We start from the raw sequence: 20524 nt of genomic DNA, 5'->3' as shown, positions 1-20524 counted from the left end.
CGTACGCTTCACTCAGCGCAGCTTCTTGATACGTTCGCTGGGGCTGATCACGTCGGTCAGGCGGATGCCGAACTTCTCGTTGACCACCACCACTTCGCCATGGGCGATCAGCGTGCCGTTGACCAGCACGTCGAGCGGCTCACCGGCCAGGCGGTCGAGCTCGATGACCGAACCCTGGTTGAGCTGCAGCAGGTTGCGGATGTTGATCTCAGTGCTGCCCACTTCCATGGAGATGTTCACCGGAATGTCCAGGATCACGTCCAGGTTCGGGCCTTCGAGGCTGACGTTTTCCTTCGGCCGCGGCGAGCTGGCGAACTCTTCCATCGGCAGCCGGCCAGCGCCGGCATTGCCGCTGTCGCCGCCCAGCAGCGCATCGATGTCAGCCTGGCCGGCATCACCGGTTTCTTCCAGCGCCGCGGCCCATTCGTCGGCCAGGGCCTGGTCTTCTGGGGAGGTGATCTCGTTTTCGTTAGCCATGATGTCCTCGACAGGCATTCAATTCGTAGTGAGCGACCGGCACGCCGTCAGCGGCGTTCGATCGGGTCGATGATCTGCAGCGCCAGGTTGCCCTTGTGCGAACCCAGGCGCGCCTTGAACGACGGCACGCCGTTGGCGCGCAGCACCAGGTGCTCCGGCAGCTCCACCGGTATCACGTCGCCGGGCTGCATGTGCAGCACATCGCGCAGTTTCAGCTGGCGGCGGGCAACCGTGGCGCTCAGCGGCACAGAGACGTCCAGCACGTCCTCGCGCAGGGCCTTGACCCAGCGCTCGTCCTGGTCGTCCAGGTCGGACTGGAAACCGGCATCGAGCATTTCGCGCACCGGCTCGATCATCGAGTACGGCATGGTCACGTGCAGGTCGCCGCCGCCGCCGTCCAGTTCGATATGGAAGGTCGACACCACCACCGCCTCGCTCGGCCCGACGATGTTGGCCATGGCCGGGTTGACCTCGGAGTTCATGTACTCGAAGTTGACCGGCATGATCGCCTGCCAGGCTTCCTTGAGGTCGACGAAGCACTGGTCCAGCACCATGCGCACCACCCGCAGCTCGGTGGGGGTGAATTCGCGGCCTTCGATCTTGGCGTGACGCCCGTCACCGCCGAAGAAGTTGTCCACCAGTTTGAACACCAGCTTGGCATCGAGGATGAACAGCGAGGTGCCGCGTAGCGGCTTGATCTTGACCAGGTTGAGGCTGGTCGGCACGTACAGCGAATGCACGTACTCGCCGAACTTCATCACCTGCACGCCGCCAACCGCCACGTCCGCCGAGCGGCGCAGCAGGTTGAACATGCTAATGCGGGTATAGCGCGCGAAACGCTCGTTGATCATCTCGAGGGTCGGCATGCGACCGCGCACGATCCGATCCTGGCTGGTCAGGTCGTAGCTTTTGATGCTGCCAGGCTCGGCAGCGCTCTCGGTCTGTACCAGCCCATCATCGACGCCGTGCAACAGGGCATCGATCTCATCCTGGGACAGCAGGTCCTGTACGGCCATAACGGACTCCTACTGCAATACGAAATTGGTGAACAGCAGCTGGTCTACCACCGGCTTGCCGACTTCCTTCTGCGCCACTTCCTGCACCACCGCGGTGGCTTTCTGGCGCAGCATTTCCTGGCCCACGGGGCTGCTGGCCAAGGTGTCGAAGCCTTGCCCGGAGAACATCATCACCAGGTTGTTGCGAATCACCGGCATGTGCACCTTCAGGGCGTCCATGTCAGCCTGGTTGCGGCCTTGCAGGGTGATGCTCACCTGCATGTAGCGCTGGCGACCGTTCTGGTTGAAGTTGACCACAAACGCTGGGGACAGGGCCTCATACAGCGCCGCTGGCTTGACGTTCGCTGCTGCCGGGTCGGTTGGTGTGGCGGGTTCGCTCTTGTGCATGAAGAACCAGGTAGCGCCCACCGACAGGCCGACCGCCAGCAACAGGGCCAGTACCAGCAGCAGGATCAGCTTGAGTTTGCCTTTAGTGGCGGGGTCTTTCACTGCGTCGCTCTTCGCCATGCCAATAATCCGTCGTCCATCTGGGTTTCAAAGGAGGATGACGTGGCTTGAGCAAGTGTTATGCCAGGTTTGGCTGTTGTGGGCGCATGGCATGTATGTTGTGGCGACGGTGAGATCGAGCGCCGCCCGCGCGGCGCTTCGCGGGGCAAGCCCGCTCCCACATTTGTTGCAACGTGCCATGGCCTGATAGGCCATAGTTGTCAGCCTTGTGGCACGACGTGATTTCTCGGTTGGCGCTGCCGGCGCCCCACCAGTCTTCAGCCATGCGCCAAGGCGGACAACCATGGCCTGACTGGAATGGCACGTTGCAACAAATGTGGGAGCGGGCTTGCCCCGCGAAGCGCCGCGCGGGCGGCGCTCGATCTCAAGGGCGCTAAAGATCCCAAGCCAAGCGCTTCGCGAAGCGCCGCACGGCCGGCGCTCGATCTCAATCCCACCACACCCTTCAAGCGTAAAAATCAACCGCACTGTCGCCGATGACGACCTGCTGCTCGACCGGACGGGCGGCATCGGCAAGCTCACCCTGCTCGCCACCGGCACCACCCTGCGCCCGCCGCGCCGCCACCCCGGACAACTGCGAGCCGTCCGGCTGCGCCTGCTGTTGTTGCTGCCCGCGCGACTGGTCGGCGACGTTGACGTCCGGCTGCGCCAGCCCCTGCTGGGCGAACAGTTCGCGCAGGCGATGCACCTGGCTGTCCAGCGCATCACGCACACCGGCGTGGCCGCTGATGAAGGTCACCTGGGTCGCCTGGTCCGCCGCCAGGTTGACACGAATGTCCAGCCGCCCGAGCTCGGCCGGCTCCAGCTGGATGTCGGCCGACTTGAGGTTTTGGCTGGACAAGTACATGACCCGGTTGACCAGGCCTTCGGCCCAGGCGTTCTGGTTCATCGGCAACGGCTGATGCAACGGGTTGCTGCTCACCGGCACGGCATTGGCGGTTTTGGCCGTGGCAGCCTGGGTCAGGCTGGCCAAGCGGTTGGCGAAGTCGTCGATACGGGTATCGCTGCCCGCGCTCTTGGTATCTTTGAGGCCATCGTCCAGCAGTGCACCGAATGCCTTGTCACCAGTCTCCGACTGCCCCGCCTCGTCTTCGATCTTGTCCATCAGGGTCGCCAATGGATTGACGGCGGCTTGGCCATCGTCGGCTTGCGCAGGGTCGGTGGCATGGGCCGAGGTCGTGCCTTTGGCCTGTGCGCTTTGCTCCAGCGCCAGGCGCAGGGCGGGCATATTGGCCAGGGCGTCGGCGTCGGGGTCGAAGGTTTGCGCCGCCGGTTCTTCCGGCAACGCCTCGCTGATGGGCTGCTGGACAGCCGCCAGCACTGGGGCCACCGCCTCGGCCTGAGCCTGCAGCAGTTGCGCCCCCGGCTGCGCATCAGTGACCTGCCCCGCCACCAGGTTGGCGTCGAGGGAGTTGGATTCTTCGCCCGCTGCAGCATCAGTGCTGGCGTGGGCCTGATCGTCTGCTGGCAATTTCTTGCCGTCATCGGCAACCGTCGGTTTGTCGACAGCCTCCTTCTTGCCGCCTTGGGCAACGTCGGGCTTGTCCTTGGGCTTGGCCTGGGCGACCTTGTCATCGCGCCCCACGCCTTTGTCACGCCCCTGCCCGGCCATGACCTGGTCGAAGCCGCCGCCCTGCCCGCCCGCCGCATGCAGCGGCTTGTCCACCAGCGAGGAACCCGCACGCGACGGCTTGCTCAGGGTGTTGGCTTGCAGTAATGGATTGGGTGCGACAGGCATTGATGGGTCTCCGCGCCAGAAACAGGAATATCGTCTGGACACAGACAGGCAAAAGTCACGCCAACTACGCGTCAGCCTGCAGAAACCCGCGCGCGCTCACCCCGGTAGAACCGCTGCACTTCCAGGTATTCCTCGTCGATACGGTTGATCAGATCCTCGATGCCATACAGCGGGCGCTCCTTGACCCGTTCTTCGAGCTGATGGCACAGCTGCGCCAGGCCCACAGCACCCATATTGCTGCTGCTGCCCTTGAAGCTGTGCGCGGCCATGCCGAGCTCATCGGCATTCCTGGCACCGTGCAACTGGCTCAGGCGCCGCTCGGAATCTTCCAGAAAGGTTTCCAGCAATTGCAGGTAGCCGTCTTCCATGACCTCCTGCAGGTCACTGAGCACCTTATGGTCAATATGCATGTCAGTCACTTGTTCACTCCTTGATCAAGCCGGATTATGCCTCAGCCGCCAAACTGCCGGCCAGGCGGCCTACCAGTCGAACTGCACCCAGGCGCAACGGCCGCCTTCGCGCCAACCGGCACTGCTGCCAAGCTGCCCTACCAGTTTCAGGCCGCGACCGCTCAAGCCTTGCTCGCGGGCGGGACGCGACAGCACCTGCTGCACATCGAACCCCGCGCCACTGTCGCGAACCTCGATGATCAGACGCCCACCTGTAGCCAGCGGTTCCACTTTCAGGTCGATGCGCACGAAACCGTCGGCCAAGGCGTCCAAACGCCGGGCGCGCTCCTGATAGTAGTCGGCAAAGCCATGCGCATCACGCTTGAGCCGCGAATCCAGGCCCAGCACTCCATGTTCCAGGGCATTGGAGTACAGCTCGCTGAGCACGCTGTGCAAGGCGCCGGTAAGCGGCCGCAGGCCATGGATTTCCTGCAGCAACTGCACGAGGTAAGGCACCGGGTTGAAGCGCTTCAGGCTTTGCCCGCGCAACGCGAACCCCAGCGACCAGTCCAGCGGACTGGAGCGCCCACTGTCAGAATAGAGGGTCGGCGCCGGCACGCGCTCCTCGACGGTGAACATGCGGATGTCGCACAGGCTGATATCATCCCGCGGGGCCCCGCCAAAGCGTTCCAGCGCCTGCATCACCTCGTCGAACAGCTGCACCGGGTCGCGATTGGCCGCCAGCACCGTGCGCAGGCGCTCGACGCCAAACAGGCGTTCCTGTTCATCCGCCGTATCCACGACACCGTCGGACAACAGCAACAGGCGCTCCCCCGCCGCCAGCGGCAGCACTTCGGTGCTGTCATCGAAGCGCTCCGCCGCCAGGACGCCGAGCGGCAAATGGCGTGAGGTCAGGCTGGCAATCACTTCGCCGTCGGCCGACAGCCGGTAACCATCCGGCATGCCACCGTTCCACACCTCCACGGTACCGCGCTGCACGCTCAGGTTGAGCAACAGCGCGCAGCAGAACATGTCCACCGGCAGGATGCACTTGAGCTTGGCGTTCATCTCGCGAAGCATGTGCGCCAGGCCGTAGCCCTTTGCGGTCATGCCGTAGAACACCTCCGCCAGCGGCATGGCGCCGACGGCCGCCGGCAGCCCATGGCCGGTGAAATCGCCGAGCAGCACATGCATGTCGCCCGACGGGGTAAACGCCGCCAGCAGCAGGTCACCGTTGAACAAGGCATAGGGCGATTGCAGGTAACGAATGTTCGGCGCCGTGATGCAGCCAGAATGGGCCACCTTGTCGAACACCGCCTTGGCCACACGCTGCTCGTTGAGCAGGTGATGGTGATGCCGGGTGATCAGGTCGCGCTGTGCCAACACGGTTGCCTGCAGCCGCCGCAAGCGGTCCATGGCGCGAATCTTGGCGGCCAGAATCACCGCACTGTACGGTTTGGCCATGAAGTCGTCGCCGCCAGCCTCCAGGCAGCGCACCAAGGCCTCCTCCTCGTTCAGCGAGGTCAGGAAGATGATCGGCACCAGCGCTTCGCCGGCCAGCGCCTTGATCTGCCGCGCCGCTTCAAAACCGTCCATTACTGGCATCAAGGCATCGAGCAGCACCAGTTGCGGGCGCTTTTCGGCAAACAGCGCCACTGCCTGTTCGCCATTTTCGGCGGTGAACACCTGATGGCCCTGGCGCCGGACGATTTGCGCCAGCAACAGGCGATCCGTGGCGCCATCTTCGGCCACCAGCACGGTCAGCGGCTGCTCAGCCGACATCGGGGCGCTCAACTGATATCGAACAGTTTTTCGAAATTGGAGATGGCGAGGATCTTGCGCACGTCGGAACTGGCGTGCACCACGCGCACGTCCGAATTGTCGCCGCCCGCGTGATCGCGCAACAGCAGCAACATGCCCAGCGCCGAGCTATCCAGGTAGGTGGTGTCCTTGAGGTCGACGACCACCGAGTCTGGCCGCCTGGGCTGGCTTTCATAAGCATCGCGAAACTCCTGATGCTTGCCGAAATCGAAGCGCCCCTTGATCTTGATCGTGAGCTTTTTCCCGTCCTGCGAAAAATCAGTTTCGACTGCCATGCTAGCGATTCCTTCGATGATGGCGAATGCAACTCTTCAAGGTTTAGCAGGCGGCAGGGCCAGCTGCAAGCTTGCAGCTAGATGTGGCCCTGCCTGGGCAACCGCTGCGACAACTCATCCAGCAAGCGCTGCTCGCGTTTGTCTTCCGCGCGCCGCGCCTCGTCCAGGTAACGCTGCACCAGCTTGCGCAGCCCTTCCACCCGGGCGTAGGCCTGCTGCCAGGTACCACGGGCGTTCTTGAGGTTGTTCTGGTGCCAGGTCAGGCTCTGGCGCTGTTGGGTCATGGCCGTTTCCAGCTGGGCCAGAAAACGCTGGTAGTTAAGCAGCCAGCTACCGTTGACGCCCTGGCCACCGCGGCTGATCCACTGCGCCTGGTAGCCCTCGCGAAACGACTCCAGCTCCGCAAGCTTGGCCTGCGCCTGCACCACCAACTGCTGAAAATGCCCCACGCGCTGCGCCGCCTTGCGCTCGGCTTCCTCGGCCATGTTCACCACCGGCACCAGGCGCGCGGCACGGCTTTGCACGCTCATGGCTTAGCCGCCGTTCGCCGGGGGCATGAAGATCGCCCCAAGCTGCTGACGGCTCTGGCCCATGCCGACGTTCTCATCGAGCGCCTGGCGCAGGAAGTCCACCAGTTTTGGCTGCAGGGCAATGGCCAGGTCGGTTTCCGGATCGCCGCCGGCCACATACGCCCCCACACTGATCAGGTCGCGGCTTTGCGACAACCGCGACCACAACTGCTTGAACTTCTGAGCCTGGCGCAAATGGTCGGCATCGACGACCTGGGGCATGACCCGGCTGATCGACGCTTCGATGTCGATCGCCGGATAGTGGCCTTCCTCAGCCAACCGGCGAGACAGCACGAAGTGGCCATCGAGCACACCCCGCGCGGCGTCGGCAATCGGGTCCTGCTGATCGTCGCCTTCGGACAGCACGGTATAGAACGCGGTGATCGAACCACCGCCCGGCTCGCCGTTACCGGCACGCTCCACCAGCTTGGGCAGCTTGGCGAACACCGACGGTGGGTAGCCACGGGTGGCCGGCGGCTCACCGATGGCCAGGGCGATTTCACGCTGGGCCTGGGCAAACCGGGTCAGCGAGTCCATCAGCAGCAAGACATTCTTGCCCTTGTCGCGAAAGTATTCGGCGATACGCGTGCAGTACATGGCGGCACGCAAACGCATCAGCGGCGCATCGTCAGCCGGCGATGCGACCACCACGGAGCGCTTGAGGCCTTCTTCACCCAAGATGTGCTCGATGAACTCCTTCACCTCACGGCCCCGCTCACCGATCAGGCCGACCACGATGATTTCGGCTTCGGTAAAGCGGGTCATCATGCCCAGCAGCACCGACTTGCCCACACCGGTACCGGCGAACAGGCCTAGGCGCTGGCCCCGGCCGACCGTCAGCAGGCCGTTGATACTGCGGATGCCCACGTCCAGCGGCTGGCTGATCGGGTCACGGTTGAGCGGGTTGATGATCGGGCCGTCCATCGGCACCCAATCCTCGGCCTTCATCCCGCCCTTGCCGTCCAGGGCGCGACCGGCGCCGTCCAGCACCCGGCCGAGCATGCTCATACCCATTGGCAGGCGACCGCTGTCATCCAGCGGCACCACCCGAGCGCCGGGGGCGATGCCGGCAATGCTGCCGACCGGCATGAGGAAAATCTTGCTGCCAGCGAAACCCATCACTTCGGCCTCGACCTGCACCGGGTGGTACGTGTCGTCGTTGATCACCAGGCAGCGCGCGCCCACGGCGGCGCGCAGGCCCTCGGCCTCCAAGGTAAGGCCGACCATGCGCAGCAGGCGGCCTTCGACCACCGGCTGCACCGGCAACTTGATCGCCTCGGCGTAGCCGCCCAGGCGTTTGCCGAAGCTGGTACGGTCAAGGCGCATCGTTGGCGCCCAGATCGATCGAGACATCCGGCGCTGCCGGGTGCAGGGCCTGGTCGTGCAACTGGTCGAACAATTGTGCCACGGCCTTTTCGATGCGCGTTTCCATGGTGGCGTCGATGCGGCTGTGCGCCGTCTCGATACGGCAACCACCCGGCAGCAGGGCGTCATCCTCGAGCAGCTTCCAGCTTTCCTCATGGCGCTCGCGCAAGGCCTTCGCCAGCTCGAAGTCCTGCGGGTTGAGGTGGATGCGGATGTTGTCCGCGCCCATCGGCAGCAGCTTCAGGGCTTCCCGCAGCACGTGGGTGATCTGGCTGGAATCGCTGCGCAATTCGCGGCCGATGACCTGGCGGGCCATGTGCGCGACCAGGTGCACGAGGGTCTTTTCAATGTGCGTGTCCTGCTCGGCGATGGGTTCGAGCAGGTGCCCCATCAGCTGTTCGAGGCCGGCGAGCTTGGCAGCAAGGGCCTCTTCGGCCTCCTGGCGAACTTTGAGCTGGGTGCTGTGAAAACCTTCGCGCTCGCCCGTGGCGAAGCCTTCGTTGTAGGCCTCCTGGCGAATCGCTTCGAGTTCTTCGAGGGTCAGCGGCTGGACTTCCTCCAGCGGCACTTCCTCGACTTCTTCTTCGATGATTTCCGGCTCAGGCTCGGGTACCGGCTCGGGCTCGGGGTCGAAGCTGGGCAGCGCCCAGATGTCGACGCCTTCGAGGTCGCGGGCACGGATCAGGTCGCTGGGGTGGGATTCTTTGGTGGGCATGTTCTCAGGTACTCAACAACTGCCGATGCAGTGTTTGTAGGAGCGGGCTTGACCCGCGAACACCGGCAAAGCCGGTGCCATTCACCGCGGCGCCTACTTCGCGGGGCAAGCCCGCTCCCACAGGAGGGCGCATTGCCCGATGCATCAGATCATTTCCTCGGCGCCCTTGCCACCGAGCACGATCTCGCCGGCCTCGGCCATGCGTCGGGCGATGGTGAGGATTTCCTTCTGCGCCGTTTCCACGTCGCTGACGCGCACCGGGCCCTTGGCTTCGAGGTCGTCGCGCAGCAGCTCGGACGCACGCTTGGACATGTTCTTGAAGATCTTGTCCTTGACCCGCTCGTCGGCGCCCTTGAGCGACACCACCAACACATCGGAAGACACTTCGCGCAGCAACGCCTGGATGCCGCGGTCGTCGACATCGGCCAGGTTGTTGAAGACGAACATCAGGTCTTCGATCTGCTCGGACAAATCGTTGTCGATTTCGCGGATCGAGTCCATCAGTGCACCTTCCACAGAGCTGTCGAGGAAGTTCATGATGTCGGCGGCACGCTTGATGCCACCCAACGTGGTACGGGCAGCATTGGAGTTGCCCGAGAACTGCTTCTCGAGGATCTGGTTCAGCTCCTTCAGCGCCGCCGGCTGCACGGTATTGAGCGACGACACACGCAGGATGATGTCCAGGCGCACCTTGTGGTCGAAGTTGCTCAGCACTTCACCGGCCTGGTCGGGGTCGAGGTACGCCACCACGATGGCCTGGATCTGCGGGTGCTCGTAGCGGATGACATCGGCCACGGCACGCGGCTCCATCCACTTGAGGCTGTCAAGGCCGCTGGTGTTGCCACCGAGCAGGATGCGGTCGATCAGGCCGTTGGCCTTGTCCTCGCCAAGGGCCTGGTTGAGCATCTTGCGGATGTAACCGTCGGAGCCCACGCCCAGGCTGGTCTGGTCGCCGACGATCTCGACGAACTCGCTCATTACCTGCTGCACCTGTTCACGGTGCACGTTGCCCATCTGCGCCATGGCCACGCCAACCCGCTGCACTTCTTTCGGGCCCATGTGGCGCAACACCTGGGCAGCATCGGTCTCACCTAGCGAGAGCAGGAGAATCGCCGCCTTGTCGGTGCGGCTCAGCTTGGCGGTAACGGCTCGGTTGTCACTCATCGGCGTTGATCCACTCTTTCACGACCTGGGCCACGCGGCCTGGGTCTTCGGCCACCAGGCCTTTGATTGCGTTGAGCTGTGCCTCGTAACCCTCGCTGGGGCTTGGCAACAGAATGCTTGTAGGGCCACCCAGGCTGACGCGGTCGTTGGCCAGTTCGCCATCCAGACCGATCATGCCGCCCAGTTCCATGTCGCTGTCCGTCGCAGCAGCTTGCTTGCCGCCGCCAGTGATGTTGTTGAGTACCGGGCGCAGCACGCCGAACACCAGTACCAGGATGAACACCACGCCCAACACTTGCTTGACGATGTCCCAGAACCACGGCTGCTGGTAGAAGGCGATGTCGGCGATCTCTTCGCCACGGTCGGCGGCGAACGGCACGTTGATCACCGTGACACTGTCGCCACGGCTGGCATCGAAGCCCACGGCGTCCTGCACCAGGCGGGTAAAGCGTGCCAGGTCTTCGGCGCCCCATGGCGCGCGGGTAGCTTCACCGCTGGCGTCAAGCTTGACCTGGTCATCGACCACCACCGCGACCGACAGGCGGGTCAGGCGGCCCTGCTGCTGGCGGGTATGGCTGATGGAGCGGTCCAGTTCGAAGTTCTTGGTGGTCTGCACGCGCTTGTCGGCCGGGTATGGCGCAAGCATCGGCTGGCCGGTGGCCGGGTCCATGATCTGTTGGCCGTTGGCATCCACCAGCGGCTGGCCTGGCTGGACGGCACCGGCGGCAGGGGCTGCGGCGGTGGCATTTTCCGGCGCTGCTGCACCTGCCGGCGGTTGGTTGCTCAGGGCACCGGGCACGCCTTGCGGGCCGGAGCTGCTGGCACGCTGTTCGTTGACGGCCTGCTCGCTGCGCAGCGCCGGCTGGTCAGGGTTGAACTGCTCGGAGGTGGATTCCACCGCACTGAAGTCCAGGTCGGCGGACACTTCGGCCTTGTAGCGGTCGTTGCCCAGCACCGGCTGCAGGATGTTGTGCACACGCTGGGTCAGCATGCCCTCCATGCGGCGGCTGTAGTCGAACTGCTTGCCGGCCATGGTCAGCGCAGTGTCCTGCAGCTGCTCGGAGAGCAGGTTGCCCTTCTGGTCGACCACGGTGACTTGCGACTTGTCCAGCTCCGGCACACTGGTGGCGACCAGGTTGACGATCGCCATTACCTGGCCGGCTTCCAGGGCGCGGCCCGGATACAGCTCGACCAGTACCGAGGCGCTTGGCTTGCGCTCGTCACGCACGAACACCGAGCTTTTCGGGATCGCCAGGTGCACGCGGGCCGCCTTGACGTTGTTCAGGCTGGAAACGGTGCGCGCCAGCTCGCCTTCAAGGCTGCGGCGGTAACGGGTAGCCTCCATGAACTGGCTAGTACCCAGGCCCTGTTCCTTGTCGAGCAGCTCGAAACCGACATTGCCGTCGCCTGGCGCCACGCCCGCGGCTGCCAGCTTGAGGCGCGCACGGGAGAGGTCGTCGGCCTTGACCAGCAGGGCACCGGAATTGGGCTCGACGTTGTAGGGGATGTCTGCAGCGGCCAGGGTATCCATGACCTGCTTGGTGTCCATGCCGGCCAGGCTGCCGTACAGCGGCCGGTAGTCAGGCTGCTGCGACCACAGCACCACGGCGAAGCCGATCGCCACGCTCGCAGCCAACCCGACCAGCAGGCCGACCTGACGCAGCATGGGCATCTGCGAGATGTTTTCCAGGAACGACATGCCGAACAGCGGCGGCTTGGACGCTGGCGGGCCACTCTTGGCGGGTGCGTTATCGACGACTGCTTCAGCCATGGTTTACATCCGTCCTCAAACCGGCATCTGCATGATGTCTTGGTACGCCTGGACCAGCTTGTTGCGTACCTGGGTCAGCGCCTGCATCGAAACGCTGGCTTTCTGCGAAGCAATCATCACGTCGGTGAGGTCGACACCGCTCTTGCCGATTTCGAAGGCATTGGCGAGCTGGGTCGACGCCTGCTGTGTTTCATGGACCTTGCCGATGGCCTGGCCAAGCATGTCGGCAAAGCTGCTCTGGCCAGGCGCCAGTTCAGGCGCAGCAGTGGCTTTGGGCAACGACATGGCATCGGCCTGCATGGCCCGCATGTCCAGCATCAGACGATTGAATTCAACACCTTGGCTCATGACCTTCTCTCTCCGGCGGCCGCATTTTTTTGACACTCATGCGGCGGATAGCCCTGAGCTAGCAACAAGAGTGCCAGCCCGCCCCGCGATCGGTTAATTCAATGCATCAGCCGTACAGGCTGGCTTCCACATCAAGCCCCGCATCGCGCATTTGCGCCAGCTTGTAGCGCAGGGTTCGGGGGCTGATACCCAGGCGCTCGGCAGCCTCCTTACGGCGGCCGCGCTCGGCACGCAGGGTGTCGATGATCATCTGGAATTCATGGCGGCGCATGTCATCACCCAGGCCAGCGGAATCACCTGCATCCTCGACCACCGCAGGCGTGGCCGCGACGGGCGCAACCGCCGACAACGGAATGGCGCCGGCCAGACAAAAATCTGCCGCCTCGACCACCCCGCCCTGCTGCAGGATCAACGCACGCTGCAAGGCGTTATCCAGTTCGCGCACGTTGCCCGGCCAGGCATAGGCCTGCAGGCAGGCCTGCGCCGCAGCCGAGAGGCGCACAGGTGCGTGCTTCATCTTCGCCACATGCCGCGCCAGCAAGCGCTCGGCCAGCGGCAGAATATCGCCACTGCGCTCACGCAGCGGCTGCCAGGCCAGGGGGAAGACCGAAAGGCGGTAGTACAGGTCTTCGCGGAAGCGCCCGGCCGCCACCTCGCCAGCCATGTCGCGGTTGGTGGTGGCCAGCACGCGGATATCCAGGGCAATCGGCTTGCGCCCACCTACCCGCTCAACCTCCCGCTCCTGCAGCACTCGCAGCAGCTTGGCCTGCAGGCCGAGGGGCATTTCGGAAATCTCGTCGAGCAGCAAGGTACCGCCTTCGGCCTGCTCGAATTTGCCGGCCTGCGCCGCAATGGCACCGGTAAAGGCGCCCTTCTCGTGGCCGAACAAGGTCGCCTCGAGCATGTTGTCAGGGATCGCCGCACAGTTGATGGCAACGAACGGCTGCGTGGCGCGTGGCGATTGCTGGTGAATGAAGCGCGCCAGGACTTCCTTGCCCGTGCCCGATTCACCCGAGATAAGCACGGTCGAATCGCTGCGTGCGACCCGTGCGGCCAGCTCCAGCAACTGTCGGCTGGCCGTTTCGCAGGCCACCGGCCCCTCGTCGTCGGATGCGCCCAGGCGCCCGGCGGCGTGCCGCTCGACCAGGCTCAAAAGGGCCTTGGGCTCGAAAGGCTTGACCAAATAATCGGCAGCGCCCTGGCGCATGGCCTCCACAGCGCGCTCCACGGCAGCGTGGGCGGTCATCAGCAGCACCGGCAAGTGCGGATGATGGCGGCGCAGCCGGGCCAGCAACGCGTGCCCGTCCATGCCCGGCATGTTCACGTCACTGACCACCAGGCTGTACGCGTCGTCGTCTACAGCCTGCAACGCCTCCTCGGCACTGCCCACGGCATGGTAGGCAAAACCGCCGATTTCCAGGGTGTCGCCCAACGCCTGGCGCAATACGCGGTCATCCTCGACCAGCAGCACCTTGATAACCATTACAGCGCCTCCGTCTGGCCGCCAATCAACGGCAACTCAACCGTCACACAGGTGCCACGCCCCACCTTCGAACGCAGCCGCAGGGTGCCCTGGTGCGCACGCACCACGGCTTTGACCACGGCCAGGCCCAGCCCGGTGCCGGTGGCCTTGGTGGTCAGAAAGGGTTCACCCAGCCGCCCCAGCAGATCGGCATCGATACCACTGCCTGCGTCGCTGACGCACAAGTGCAGGGTGTGCTCGCGGCGGAACAGGTGCACCTTGAGCCGGGCCGGGCCATCGCTGGCCTGCAGGGCATTCTCGACCAGGTTGAGCAAGGCACCGACCAGGGTGTCGCGGTTGCACAGCAGCTCACCCAGGCGGCTGTCGCACTGCCAGCGCACGGCGTGGCCCTGCACATGGGGCTGGGCAGCCTGCTGCAACGCCTGGAACAGGCTCTTTGGGGTCAAGCGGTCACCCAGCGGCAGCTCGCCGCGGGCGAATACCAGCATGTCGCGCACCTGATGCTCCAGTTCGTGCAGGCGCTCCTTGAGGCTGCCCGCGAACCGCTGGCGGGTTTCTGGCGCAAGCTCGCGCTCGGTATCGGCCAGGTGGCTGGCATAGAGCATGGCCGCCGACAGCGGCGTACGGATTTGGTGGGCCAGCGAGGCGACCATGCGCCCCAACGACGACAGGCGCTCATGGCGTGCCAACTGGTCCTGCAGGCGACGGGTTTCAGTCAGGTCATTGAGCAGCACCAGCTGGCCGGGTTCGGCATCCAGCGAACGGGTGGCGATGGACAGGCGCCGGCCGTCGCGCAGCGATACCTCATGCCCGTCATCCTTGCGCGGCGCAAAGCTGCGGGCGATCACCTGGCGCCACAGCTGGCCCAGCAAGGGCTCACCGAGCAGCTCGCAGGCCGCCGGGTTGGCTTCGCGCACCAGGCCCTGACCATCGATCACGATCACACCACCGGGCAGCAGGTCGAGCAGGTTCTGCAGGCGATTGGCCAGGCGCTCCTTCTCGTTCAGCTCGGCCATGCGCTGGGCGCCGACCACCGCCAGCTCACCTTTCAGCTCGCTGACGCGGGCTTCGAGCATGCTGTAAGACTGGTTGAGCTGGGTGGATACCTGGTTGAACAGGGCAAATGCCTGTTCCAGCCCCTGTCGACTCTCCTGTTCGACCGGGGTACGCCCCTGCGGATCAGGGACTCGGGAAAAGTGGGCGGCCTGGGGCATCGTGCTCTCTCGCGTGGCTGACCGTCATAAAAACGGTGTGGTGCCAGCGGTGTAGCAATAGCCGTGCCGGGGATGGGGTTTTTAGATTTCGGGGGATTGGGCGCTTGTCTTGAGGGTTGCAGCGATGCGCAGATCGAGCGCCGCCCGCGCGGCGCTTCGCGAAGCGCTTGCCTTGGGATTTTTAGGGCCCTTGAGATCGAGCGCCGCCCGCGCGGCGCTCGATCTCAAGGGCGCGAGAGCACTCGCGACTAGCCCCCAGAATCCCACCTCAATCCTCCGCCTGCTCCTCGCCACCCTGGCGGCTCATGCCGTACTTGCGCATTTTCTCGACCAAGGTGGTGCGGCGAATACGCAAACGTTCAGCCGCACGCGCCACGATACCGTTGGCATCGTCCAGTGCCTGCTGGATCAGGCCCTGCTCAAGGCTACCGAGATAGTCTTTCAGGTCCAGGCCCTCAGGCGGCAGCATGGCGTGACTGGAAAAACTCGGCGCGTGGCCATTGATCGCCACCCGCTCTTCCAGGTCGCTGCGCAGGCTATCGACCAGCTGCTCGTCTTCGTCGTCGATATAGCGGAATTTCTTCGGCAGCTCCGACACACCAATCACCCCATACGGGTGCATGATGGCCATGCGCTCGACCAGGTTGGCCAGCTCGCGCACGTTGCCCGGCCAGCCATGTCGGCACAGCGACATGATTGCTGCGGAGTTGAAACGGATCGAACCGCGCTTCTCGTGCTCCATGCGCGAAATCAGCTCGTTCATCAGCAGCGGGATGTCTTCCACGCGCTCACGCAGCGGCGCCATCTCGATCGGGAACACGTTCAGCCGGTAATACAGGTCTTCGCGGAAGGTACCATCCTCGATCATGGTCTCGAGGTTCTTGTGGGTCGCGGCGATGATGCGCACATCGATGCTCTGGGTCTTGTTGCTGCCGACCCGCTCGAAGGTACGCTCCTGCAGCACGCGCAGCAGCTTGACCTGCATCGGCAGCGGCATGTCGCCGATTTCGTCGAGGAACAGGGTGCCGCCATTGGCCAGCTCGAAGCGCCCTGCGCGGCTGGTGATGGCGCCGGTGAAAGCCCCCTTCTCATGGCCGAACAGTTCGCTTTCCAGCAGCTCCGCCGGTATCGCCCCGCAATTGACCGGCACGAACGGCGCATCTCGGCGCTTGGAGTGGTAGTGCAGGTTGCGCGCCACCACCTCCTTGCCGGTGCCAGATTCACCCAGGATCAGCACGCTGGCGTCGGTATCGGCCACCTGCTGCATCATCTGCCGCACATGCTGGATGGCACGGCTGGTACCGACCAGGCTGCGGAACAGGTTGGGCTCGCGCTGGCGCCCGCGCTCACGGGCCTGGTCGTACATCTCGCGATAGACCTGGGCACGGTGCAGGGAATCGAGCAGCTGACTGTAGCTCGGCGGCATTTCGAGGTTGGACAGCACGCGACGGCGAAGCTCCTCCGGGTAATCCGAAGAAGAAATTTCACCAATCAGCAACACCGGAAGGAACTCATCCCACCCAGCCACTGTCTTAAGCAACCCCAGCACATTGCCTGGAGCATTTACGGTTCCGATCAGCACGCAGAGCACTTCACGGCTCGAAGACAACGGCTCCACCGCCTGCTGCCAATCCTGGCTCGAGCAGGGCAGGTTTTCTTCGCCGAGGAAGTTCAGGACCACCGCCAGATCGCGGCGGCGGGCGCTGTCGTCATCGATCAGGAGAATCTTGGTTTCACGCCACATGCAATAGCAACTTCCCTAGTCATATCGGCGCCCGAAGGCGTGCTCGACATCATTCTGACTGAATGGTCAGTGGTCGGACGTCTGAAATTCGAAAACAGCCACTAGTAAAGTCAAAAAAACACATACAGTCAAATTAATGGCGCACGACTTTTAGGACATCTGTGGTCAACTGAACAGATGGTATACCTTAGCCGCGTTTTTCGCCTGACGGATTTGGGTCATCTCGTCGACTATTGATTGACGTTCGCCACTTGCAACCTCGATTAACTGCCGGTAGACGTCCAGCAACTGCTCCAGGCTGTCGCGCACATCCGCCTCCTGCCCTTGCGCCTCGGTAAGCACATCGTTGATACGCAGGCGGCATTCCAGGTCCAGTTCACCCACCGCATCCCAGTCTCGGTTCGCCAGGGCGCCCAGCAGCAATTCGCGGGTCTGTTCGATACGGGTGATCACATCGCTCATGGCATCCTCCTTGTTCAGGGGGCCGGCGACTGGTCGCCGATCGCATCCCAACCTTCCTTGACGGTAATCAACAGGCGCGCGACTTCGTCGATGATCGCCGGGTCGCTTTTCACGTTGGCTTCGATCAGACGGCGGCTCATGTAGGTGTACAGGCTGTCCAGTTCGGCCAGGCTGTCGGCGTGGTTTTCCAGGTCCAGGCCTTCGCGCAGGCCGCCGATGATGTCGATGGCCTTGCCGATGAGGATACCCTTCTGGGCGATGTCATTGCGCGCAATGGCGCCCTTGGCCTGCGCCATGCGGTCAAGACCGCCCTGCATGAGCATCTGTACCAAACGGTGCGGGCTGGCCTCGGAGGTCTGCGCAGCGCCGTTGACTTTCTGGTATTGCCGAAGGGCCAACATCGGGTTCATGGATCTACCTCGTTGCAGCGAAAAAGGTTGCTTGTACCCTGTGTATCGCCGGTACGTCAAAAAACTTTAGGGCCAAAACAAAAAGCCCGGCGCGTCGCATGGACGCAGCCGGGCTTTTGTCACTCAGCGCCGATCAGGAATTCTTGGCCTGGGCGTTCAAGGCATCGAAGACAGCCTTGATTTGGTTGGCCTGGGCGTTGAGCTTGGCCACATTGGTATCCATCGCGACATACTTCTTGGTCAACGACTCGGTCAGCGACTCCGTACGACGGTCCAGCGCTGTCTGCTGGTCGGCAAGGTTCTTGGCTACCTTGTCGAGGCTGGCTTTACGCGTGGCCAGGCTGCCGTCGGTGGCATTGTACGGGTCGATTACCTTGTTCATCCGCTCGAAGATACCGTTGGTGCCGGTGAACAGCTCCTGCACCTCGGCGCCCAGCTTCTTGTCGTTCATGGCGGTGGTGAACTTGGTGGAGTTGAACTCCAGAGTACCGTCCTTGGTGGTGTTGATGCCGAGCTGACTCAAGCTGGTCAGCTGATCACCGGCGCCGACTTCGCTGAGCACCTTGCGCACATCGTTGAGCAACGAACGGGTGGTCGGGTCGTTGGTCAGCGGGCCGAGCACCAGGTTGTCGTCCGCATCGCGGCTGGTACTGGTCAGCGAGGTGATGGTCTTCTGCAGGGTGTTGTAGGCATCGACGAACGCCTGGATCGATTTCTGCAGCCCCTCGTTGTCCGCCGCCACGGTTACCTGGGTAGGGTTGCCGACACCCCCAGACTGGGTGCTGACGCCCGTGAGCTCCAGCTTCATGCCACTGATGGCATTATCGATGGTGTTTTTCGCACTGGTGACCTTCAGGCCATCGATGGTCAGCTCCGCATCCTGGGCCAGGGCGGTGATGTAACCCGCACCCGTACCGGACATCTGCGTGGTACCGTCGATTTCCAGCTCGGGAATACCACTGAGCGACAGGTCGGAACCGGCACCAGTGGTAGTAGAACTGAGCACCAGGCGCGCGCCACCCTCACCATTGACGATGTTGGCCGAGATACCCTGGACGCCGAGTTCTTTGTTGATCTGGTCGCGCACGCTTTCCAGGGTGGCGCCGCTGGCGATATCCAGCTTCCAGGTATTACCGCCTTGCGTGACGGACAGCTCGCCCTGGCTGATTGCCGAGGTAGAACCACCGGCAAACTGCTGGCTGGCAACCTTGGAGCCGGTAGCCAGCTTGTTGACCACGATGTCGTAATTGCCGGCCACTGCGGTATTGCTCGAAGTGACCTTGACCACGGCTTCGTTCGCCGATTTTGCCGCGTAGGCATTGAATGCCGGCGCATTCGAATCGTTGAGCTTCTTCATGGCGTCCTGGTACGCCGTGAGGGCACTGCGCAGCGAGCCAACACCCGAGATCATCGCAGTGTTGTTGCTGGTCTGCCGGGTGATCTGCGCCTTCTTCGCCGCAGTGTCGGCGCTGACCAGCGCCTCGACCATCTCGGTGATATTCAGCCCGGTACCCTGGCCGATACTGGAGACAATGGTACTCGCCATACAGTTATCCCTCTTTTCGCAACGTCAATCCTGCTCCTGCACGACTGACATGGACTCGCCTTGAAGCATTCGCCGCCGGTCAGACCTTGGCGTCGAACAAAAGACTGTTTACATCGCTCAGGTTGTGGGCGATCCGCAGCGCCTCTTCCGAGGGTAATTGACGGATCAACTCACCCGTTTCACTGGCGATGACCTTGACCACGATCTTGCCGGATTCTTCGTCCGTGGAGAATTCCAGGTTGCGTCGTGACGAACTGAGGAACTTCTCGATTTCCGAAACGGCACTCTTGACCTTTTCGGCATCGGTTCCTTTTTCGGCAGCACTGACTGCCTTGGGTTCCAGCGTATCACTGCCGCGGGGCGCATCGGCCGACCGGGCAACCGGCTTGTCGCCAACCTGTTCGGTCGAACGAGCAGTCGGGTAGGACAGGTTCAACTTGACGCTCATGTCCATGACTTACCACCTCGCAACGAAAAGGCGGGGAAGCGCCTCAACGTGCACTCCCCCGCCGGTCACCATCAGCGATTACTGAAGCAGCTTCAGTACAGCGGATGGCAGCTGGTTGGCCTGGGCCAGAACCGAGGTCGAAGCTTGCTGCAGGGTCTGCTGCTTGGTCAGCTGGGCAGTTTCAGCAGCGAAGTCGGTGTCCTGTACACGGCCACGAGCGGCTTCGGCGTTCTCGTTGATGTTCTGCAGGTTGTTGACGGTGCTGGTCAGACGGTTCTGCGAAGCACCCAGGTCAGCACGGGTGGAGTTGATGGTCTGCAGAGCGGCGTCGATAGCGTCCAGAGCAGCGTTCATGCTGGCTTCGGCTTCGTCACTGGTCGAACCGGTGATGGCGATGGTAGCCGAGTCAACGCTCAGGGTAGCAGCGTCGAAACCGCTGTCCAGGCTGATGCTGATCTGGTTGTTGGAACCGGAGTTGGAGCCGACCTGGAAGGTCAGGACGCCAGCGGAACCGTCCAGCAGGTTTTTGCCGTTGAGCTGAGTGGAGTTGGCGATACGGCTCAGTTCGTCGGACATCTGCGCGAACTCTTTGTTCAGCGCTTCACGGTCTTCGGTGCTGTTGGTGTCGTTTCGCGACTGGACTGCCAGTTCACGCATACGCTGCAGGATGTTGGTCTGCTCTTGCATCGCGCCTTCAGCGGTCTGGGCGATGGAGATACCGTCGTTGGCGTTTTTGATAGCCATGGTCTGACCGCGGATCTGCGAGGTCATACGGGTAGCGATCTGCAGGCCGGCGGCGTCGTCTTTGGCGCTGTTGATTTTCAGGCCGGAGGACAGACGGGTCATCGAGGTGCTCAGTGCATCGGAAGCACGGTTCAGGTTTTTCTGAACGCCCAGAGAGGTGGTGTTGGTGTTAACGGTCAAAGCCATGACGAATTCCTCGTTGGATTGGGTACTGCGGCTTCCGGCCTTGGCAATTCGCCGGGTGTGGCACAGAGAACCTTCGTAATAGTTATCGTCGTCAGGGCGGGTTGCTTTAGGGGATTTTGGAAAAAATTTACT

The 20524-nt window shown here is 63.2% G+C and carries 21 protein-coding genes; all 21 read right to left on the bottom strand.

What is annotated here, in order from left to right; translation table 11 throughout:
* Positions 1 to 12 precede the first annotated feature (12 nt).
* The 21 genes from fliN to ACFY68_RS12850 all read right to left on the bottom strand — a co-directional run bounded on the left by fliN (position 13) and on the right by ACFY68_RS12850 (position 20392).
* Entirely contained in the window at positions 13 to 477 is a 465-nt protein-coding gene (fliN, locus tag ACFY68_RS12950) for a flagellar motor switch protein FliN (protein ID WP_346613991.1), read from the bottom strand.
* Positions 478 to 524: 47 nt separating this feature from the next.
* On the bottom strand, positions 525 to 1493 hold the full coding sequence (fliM, locus tag ACFY68_RS12945) for a flagellar motor switch protein FliM (RefSeq protein WP_054900051.1): 969 nt from the start codon (positions 1491 to 1493) through the stop codon (positions 525 to 527).
* 9 nt (positions 1494 to 1502) lie between these two features.
* A complete protein-coding gene (gene fliL, locus ACFY68_RS12940) occupies positions 1503 to 2000 on the bottom strand; it encodes a flagellar basal body-associated protein FliL (RefSeq protein WP_387527654.1) in 498 nt (165 codons plus the stop codon).
* 445 nt (positions 2001 to 2445) lie between these two features.
* A complete protein-coding gene (locus ACFY68_RS12935; protein WP_387527651.1) occupies positions 2446 to 3738 on the bottom strand; it encodes a flagellar hook-length control protein FliK in 1293 nt (430 codons plus the stop codon).
* Positions 3739 to 3809: 71 nt separating this feature from the next.
* Complete coding sequence (locus ACFY68_RS12930; RefSeq protein WP_387527650.1) at positions 3810 to 4157, bottom strand: Hpt domain-containing protein; 348 nt, start codon at positions 4155 to 4157, stop codon at positions 3810 to 3812.
* A gap of 60 nt (positions 4158 to 4217) precedes the next feature.
* Positions 4218 to 5909 (bottom strand): SpoIIE family protein phosphatase, encoded by a 1692-nt coding sequence (locus ACFY68_RS12925; protein ID WP_387527648.1) that lies wholly within the window; start codon positions 5907 to 5909, stop codon positions 4218 to 4220.
* Between the two features lie 8 nt (positions 5910 to 5917).
* Complete coding sequence (locus tag ACFY68_RS12920; RefSeq protein ID WP_346613986.1) at positions 5918 to 6223, bottom strand: STAS domain-containing protein; 306 nt, start codon at positions 6221 to 6223, stop codon at positions 5918 to 5920.
* Between the two features lie 77 nt (positions 6224 to 6300).
* Entirely contained in the window at positions 6301 to 6753 is a 453-nt protein-coding gene (gene fliJ, locus ACFY68_RS12915) for a flagellar export protein FliJ (RefSeq protein ID WP_346613985.1), read from the bottom strand.
* A 3-nt stretch (positions 6754 to 6756) separates the two neighbouring features.
* Positions 6757 to 8118 carry a flagellar protein export ATPase FliI gene (gene fliI, locus ACFY68_RS12910; protein ID WP_387527645.1) on the bottom strand — a complete coding sequence of 454 codons (1362 nt, stop codon included), beginning with the start codon at positions 8116 to 8118 and terminating at the stop codon, positions 6757 to 6759.
* On the bottom strand, positions 8108 to 8872 hold the full coding sequence (gene fliH / locus ACFY68_RS12905) for a flagellar assembly protein FliH (protein ID WP_387527643.1): 765 nt from the start codon (positions 8870 to 8872) through the stop codon (positions 8108 to 8110). The genes fliI and fliH overlap by 11 nt, the downstream gene beginning before the upstream one ends.
* A gap of 144 nt (positions 8873 to 9016) precedes the next feature.
* Positions 9017 to 10036 (bottom strand): flagellar motor switch protein FliG, encoded by a 1020-nt coding sequence (fliG, locus tag ACFY68_RS12900; RefSeq protein WP_346613982.1) that lies wholly within the window; start codon positions 10034 to 10036, stop codon positions 9017 to 9019.
* Complete coding sequence (fliF, locus tag ACFY68_RS12895; RefSeq protein WP_346613981.1) at positions 10029 to 11807, bottom strand: flagellar basal-body MS-ring/collar protein FliF; 1779 nt, start codon at positions 11805 to 11807, stop codon at positions 10029 to 10031. The genes fliG and fliF overlap by 8 nt, the downstream gene beginning before the upstream one ends.
* A 15-nt stretch (positions 11808 to 11822) precedes the next feature.
* A complete protein-coding gene (gene fliE, locus ACFY68_RS12890) occupies positions 11823 to 12155 on the bottom strand; it encodes a flagellar hook-basal body complex protein FliE (protein ID WP_346613980.1) in 333 nt (110 codons plus the stop codon).
* A gap of 106 nt (positions 12156 to 12261) precedes the next feature.
* On the bottom strand, positions 12262 to 13638 hold the full coding sequence (locus ACFY68_RS12885; protein ID WP_387527640.1) for a sigma-54-dependent transcriptional regulator: 1377 nt from the start codon (positions 13636 to 13638) through the stop codon (positions 12262 to 12264).
* Positions 13638 to 14852: a sensor histidine kinase gene (locus ACFY68_RS12880; RefSeq protein ID WP_387527638.1), complete on the bottom strand. Its 1215-nt coding sequence runs from the start codon at positions 14850 to 14852 to the stop codon at positions 13638 to 13640. Before ACFY68_RS12880 ends, ACFY68_RS12885 begins: the two co-directional genes overlap by 1 nt.
* A gap of 268 nt (positions 14853 to 15120) precedes the next feature.
* Positions 15121 to 16596: a transcriptional regulator FleQ gene (gene fleQ / locus ACFY68_RS12875; protein ID WP_387527636.1), complete on the bottom strand. Its 1476-nt coding sequence runs from the start codon at positions 16594 to 16596 to the stop codon at positions 15121 to 15123.
* A 165-nt stretch (positions 16597 to 16761) separates the two neighbouring features.
* Positions 16762 to 17058 carry a flagellar protein FliT gene (fliT, locus tag ACFY68_RS12870; RefSeq protein ID WP_346615069.1) on the bottom strand — a complete coding sequence of 99 codons (297 nt, stop codon included), beginning with the start codon at positions 17056 to 17058 and terminating at the stop codon, positions 16762 to 16764.
* 14 nt (positions 17059 to 17072) lie between these two features.
* A complete protein-coding gene (gene fliS, locus ACFY68_RS12865) occupies positions 17073 to 17468 on the bottom strand; it encodes a flagellar export chaperone FliS (protein ID WP_387527634.1) in 396 nt (131 codons plus the stop codon).
* Positions 17469 to 17601: 133 nt separating this feature from the next.
* Positions 17602 to 19014 carry a flagellar filament capping protein FliD gene (fliD, locus tag ACFY68_RS12860; RefSeq protein ID WP_387527632.1) on the bottom strand — a complete coding sequence of 471 codons (1413 nt, stop codon included), beginning with the start codon at positions 19012 to 19014 and terminating at the stop codon, positions 17602 to 17604.
* A gap of 79 nt (positions 19015 to 19093) precedes the next feature.
* Positions 19094 to 19468: a flagellar protein FlaG gene (locus ACFY68_RS12855; protein ID WP_387527629.1), complete on the bottom strand. Its 375-nt coding sequence runs from the start codon at positions 19466 to 19468 to the stop codon at positions 19094 to 19096.
* Between the two features lie 72 nt (positions 19469 to 19540).
* Entirely contained in the window at positions 19541 to 20392 is an 852-nt protein-coding gene (locus tag ACFY68_RS12850; protein WP_387527626.1) for a flagellin domain-containing protein, read from the bottom strand.
* Positions 20393 to 20524: the final 132 nt, after the last annotated feature.

It is taken from the genome of Pseudomonas sp. NPDC012596, from assembly GCF_042902325.1.
Taxonomy (GTDB): Bacteria; Pseudomonadota; Gammaproteobacteria; order Pseudomonadales; family Pseudomonadaceae; genus Aquipseudomonas.
This window is presented reverse-complemented; position numbering and strand designations above follow the sequence as displayed.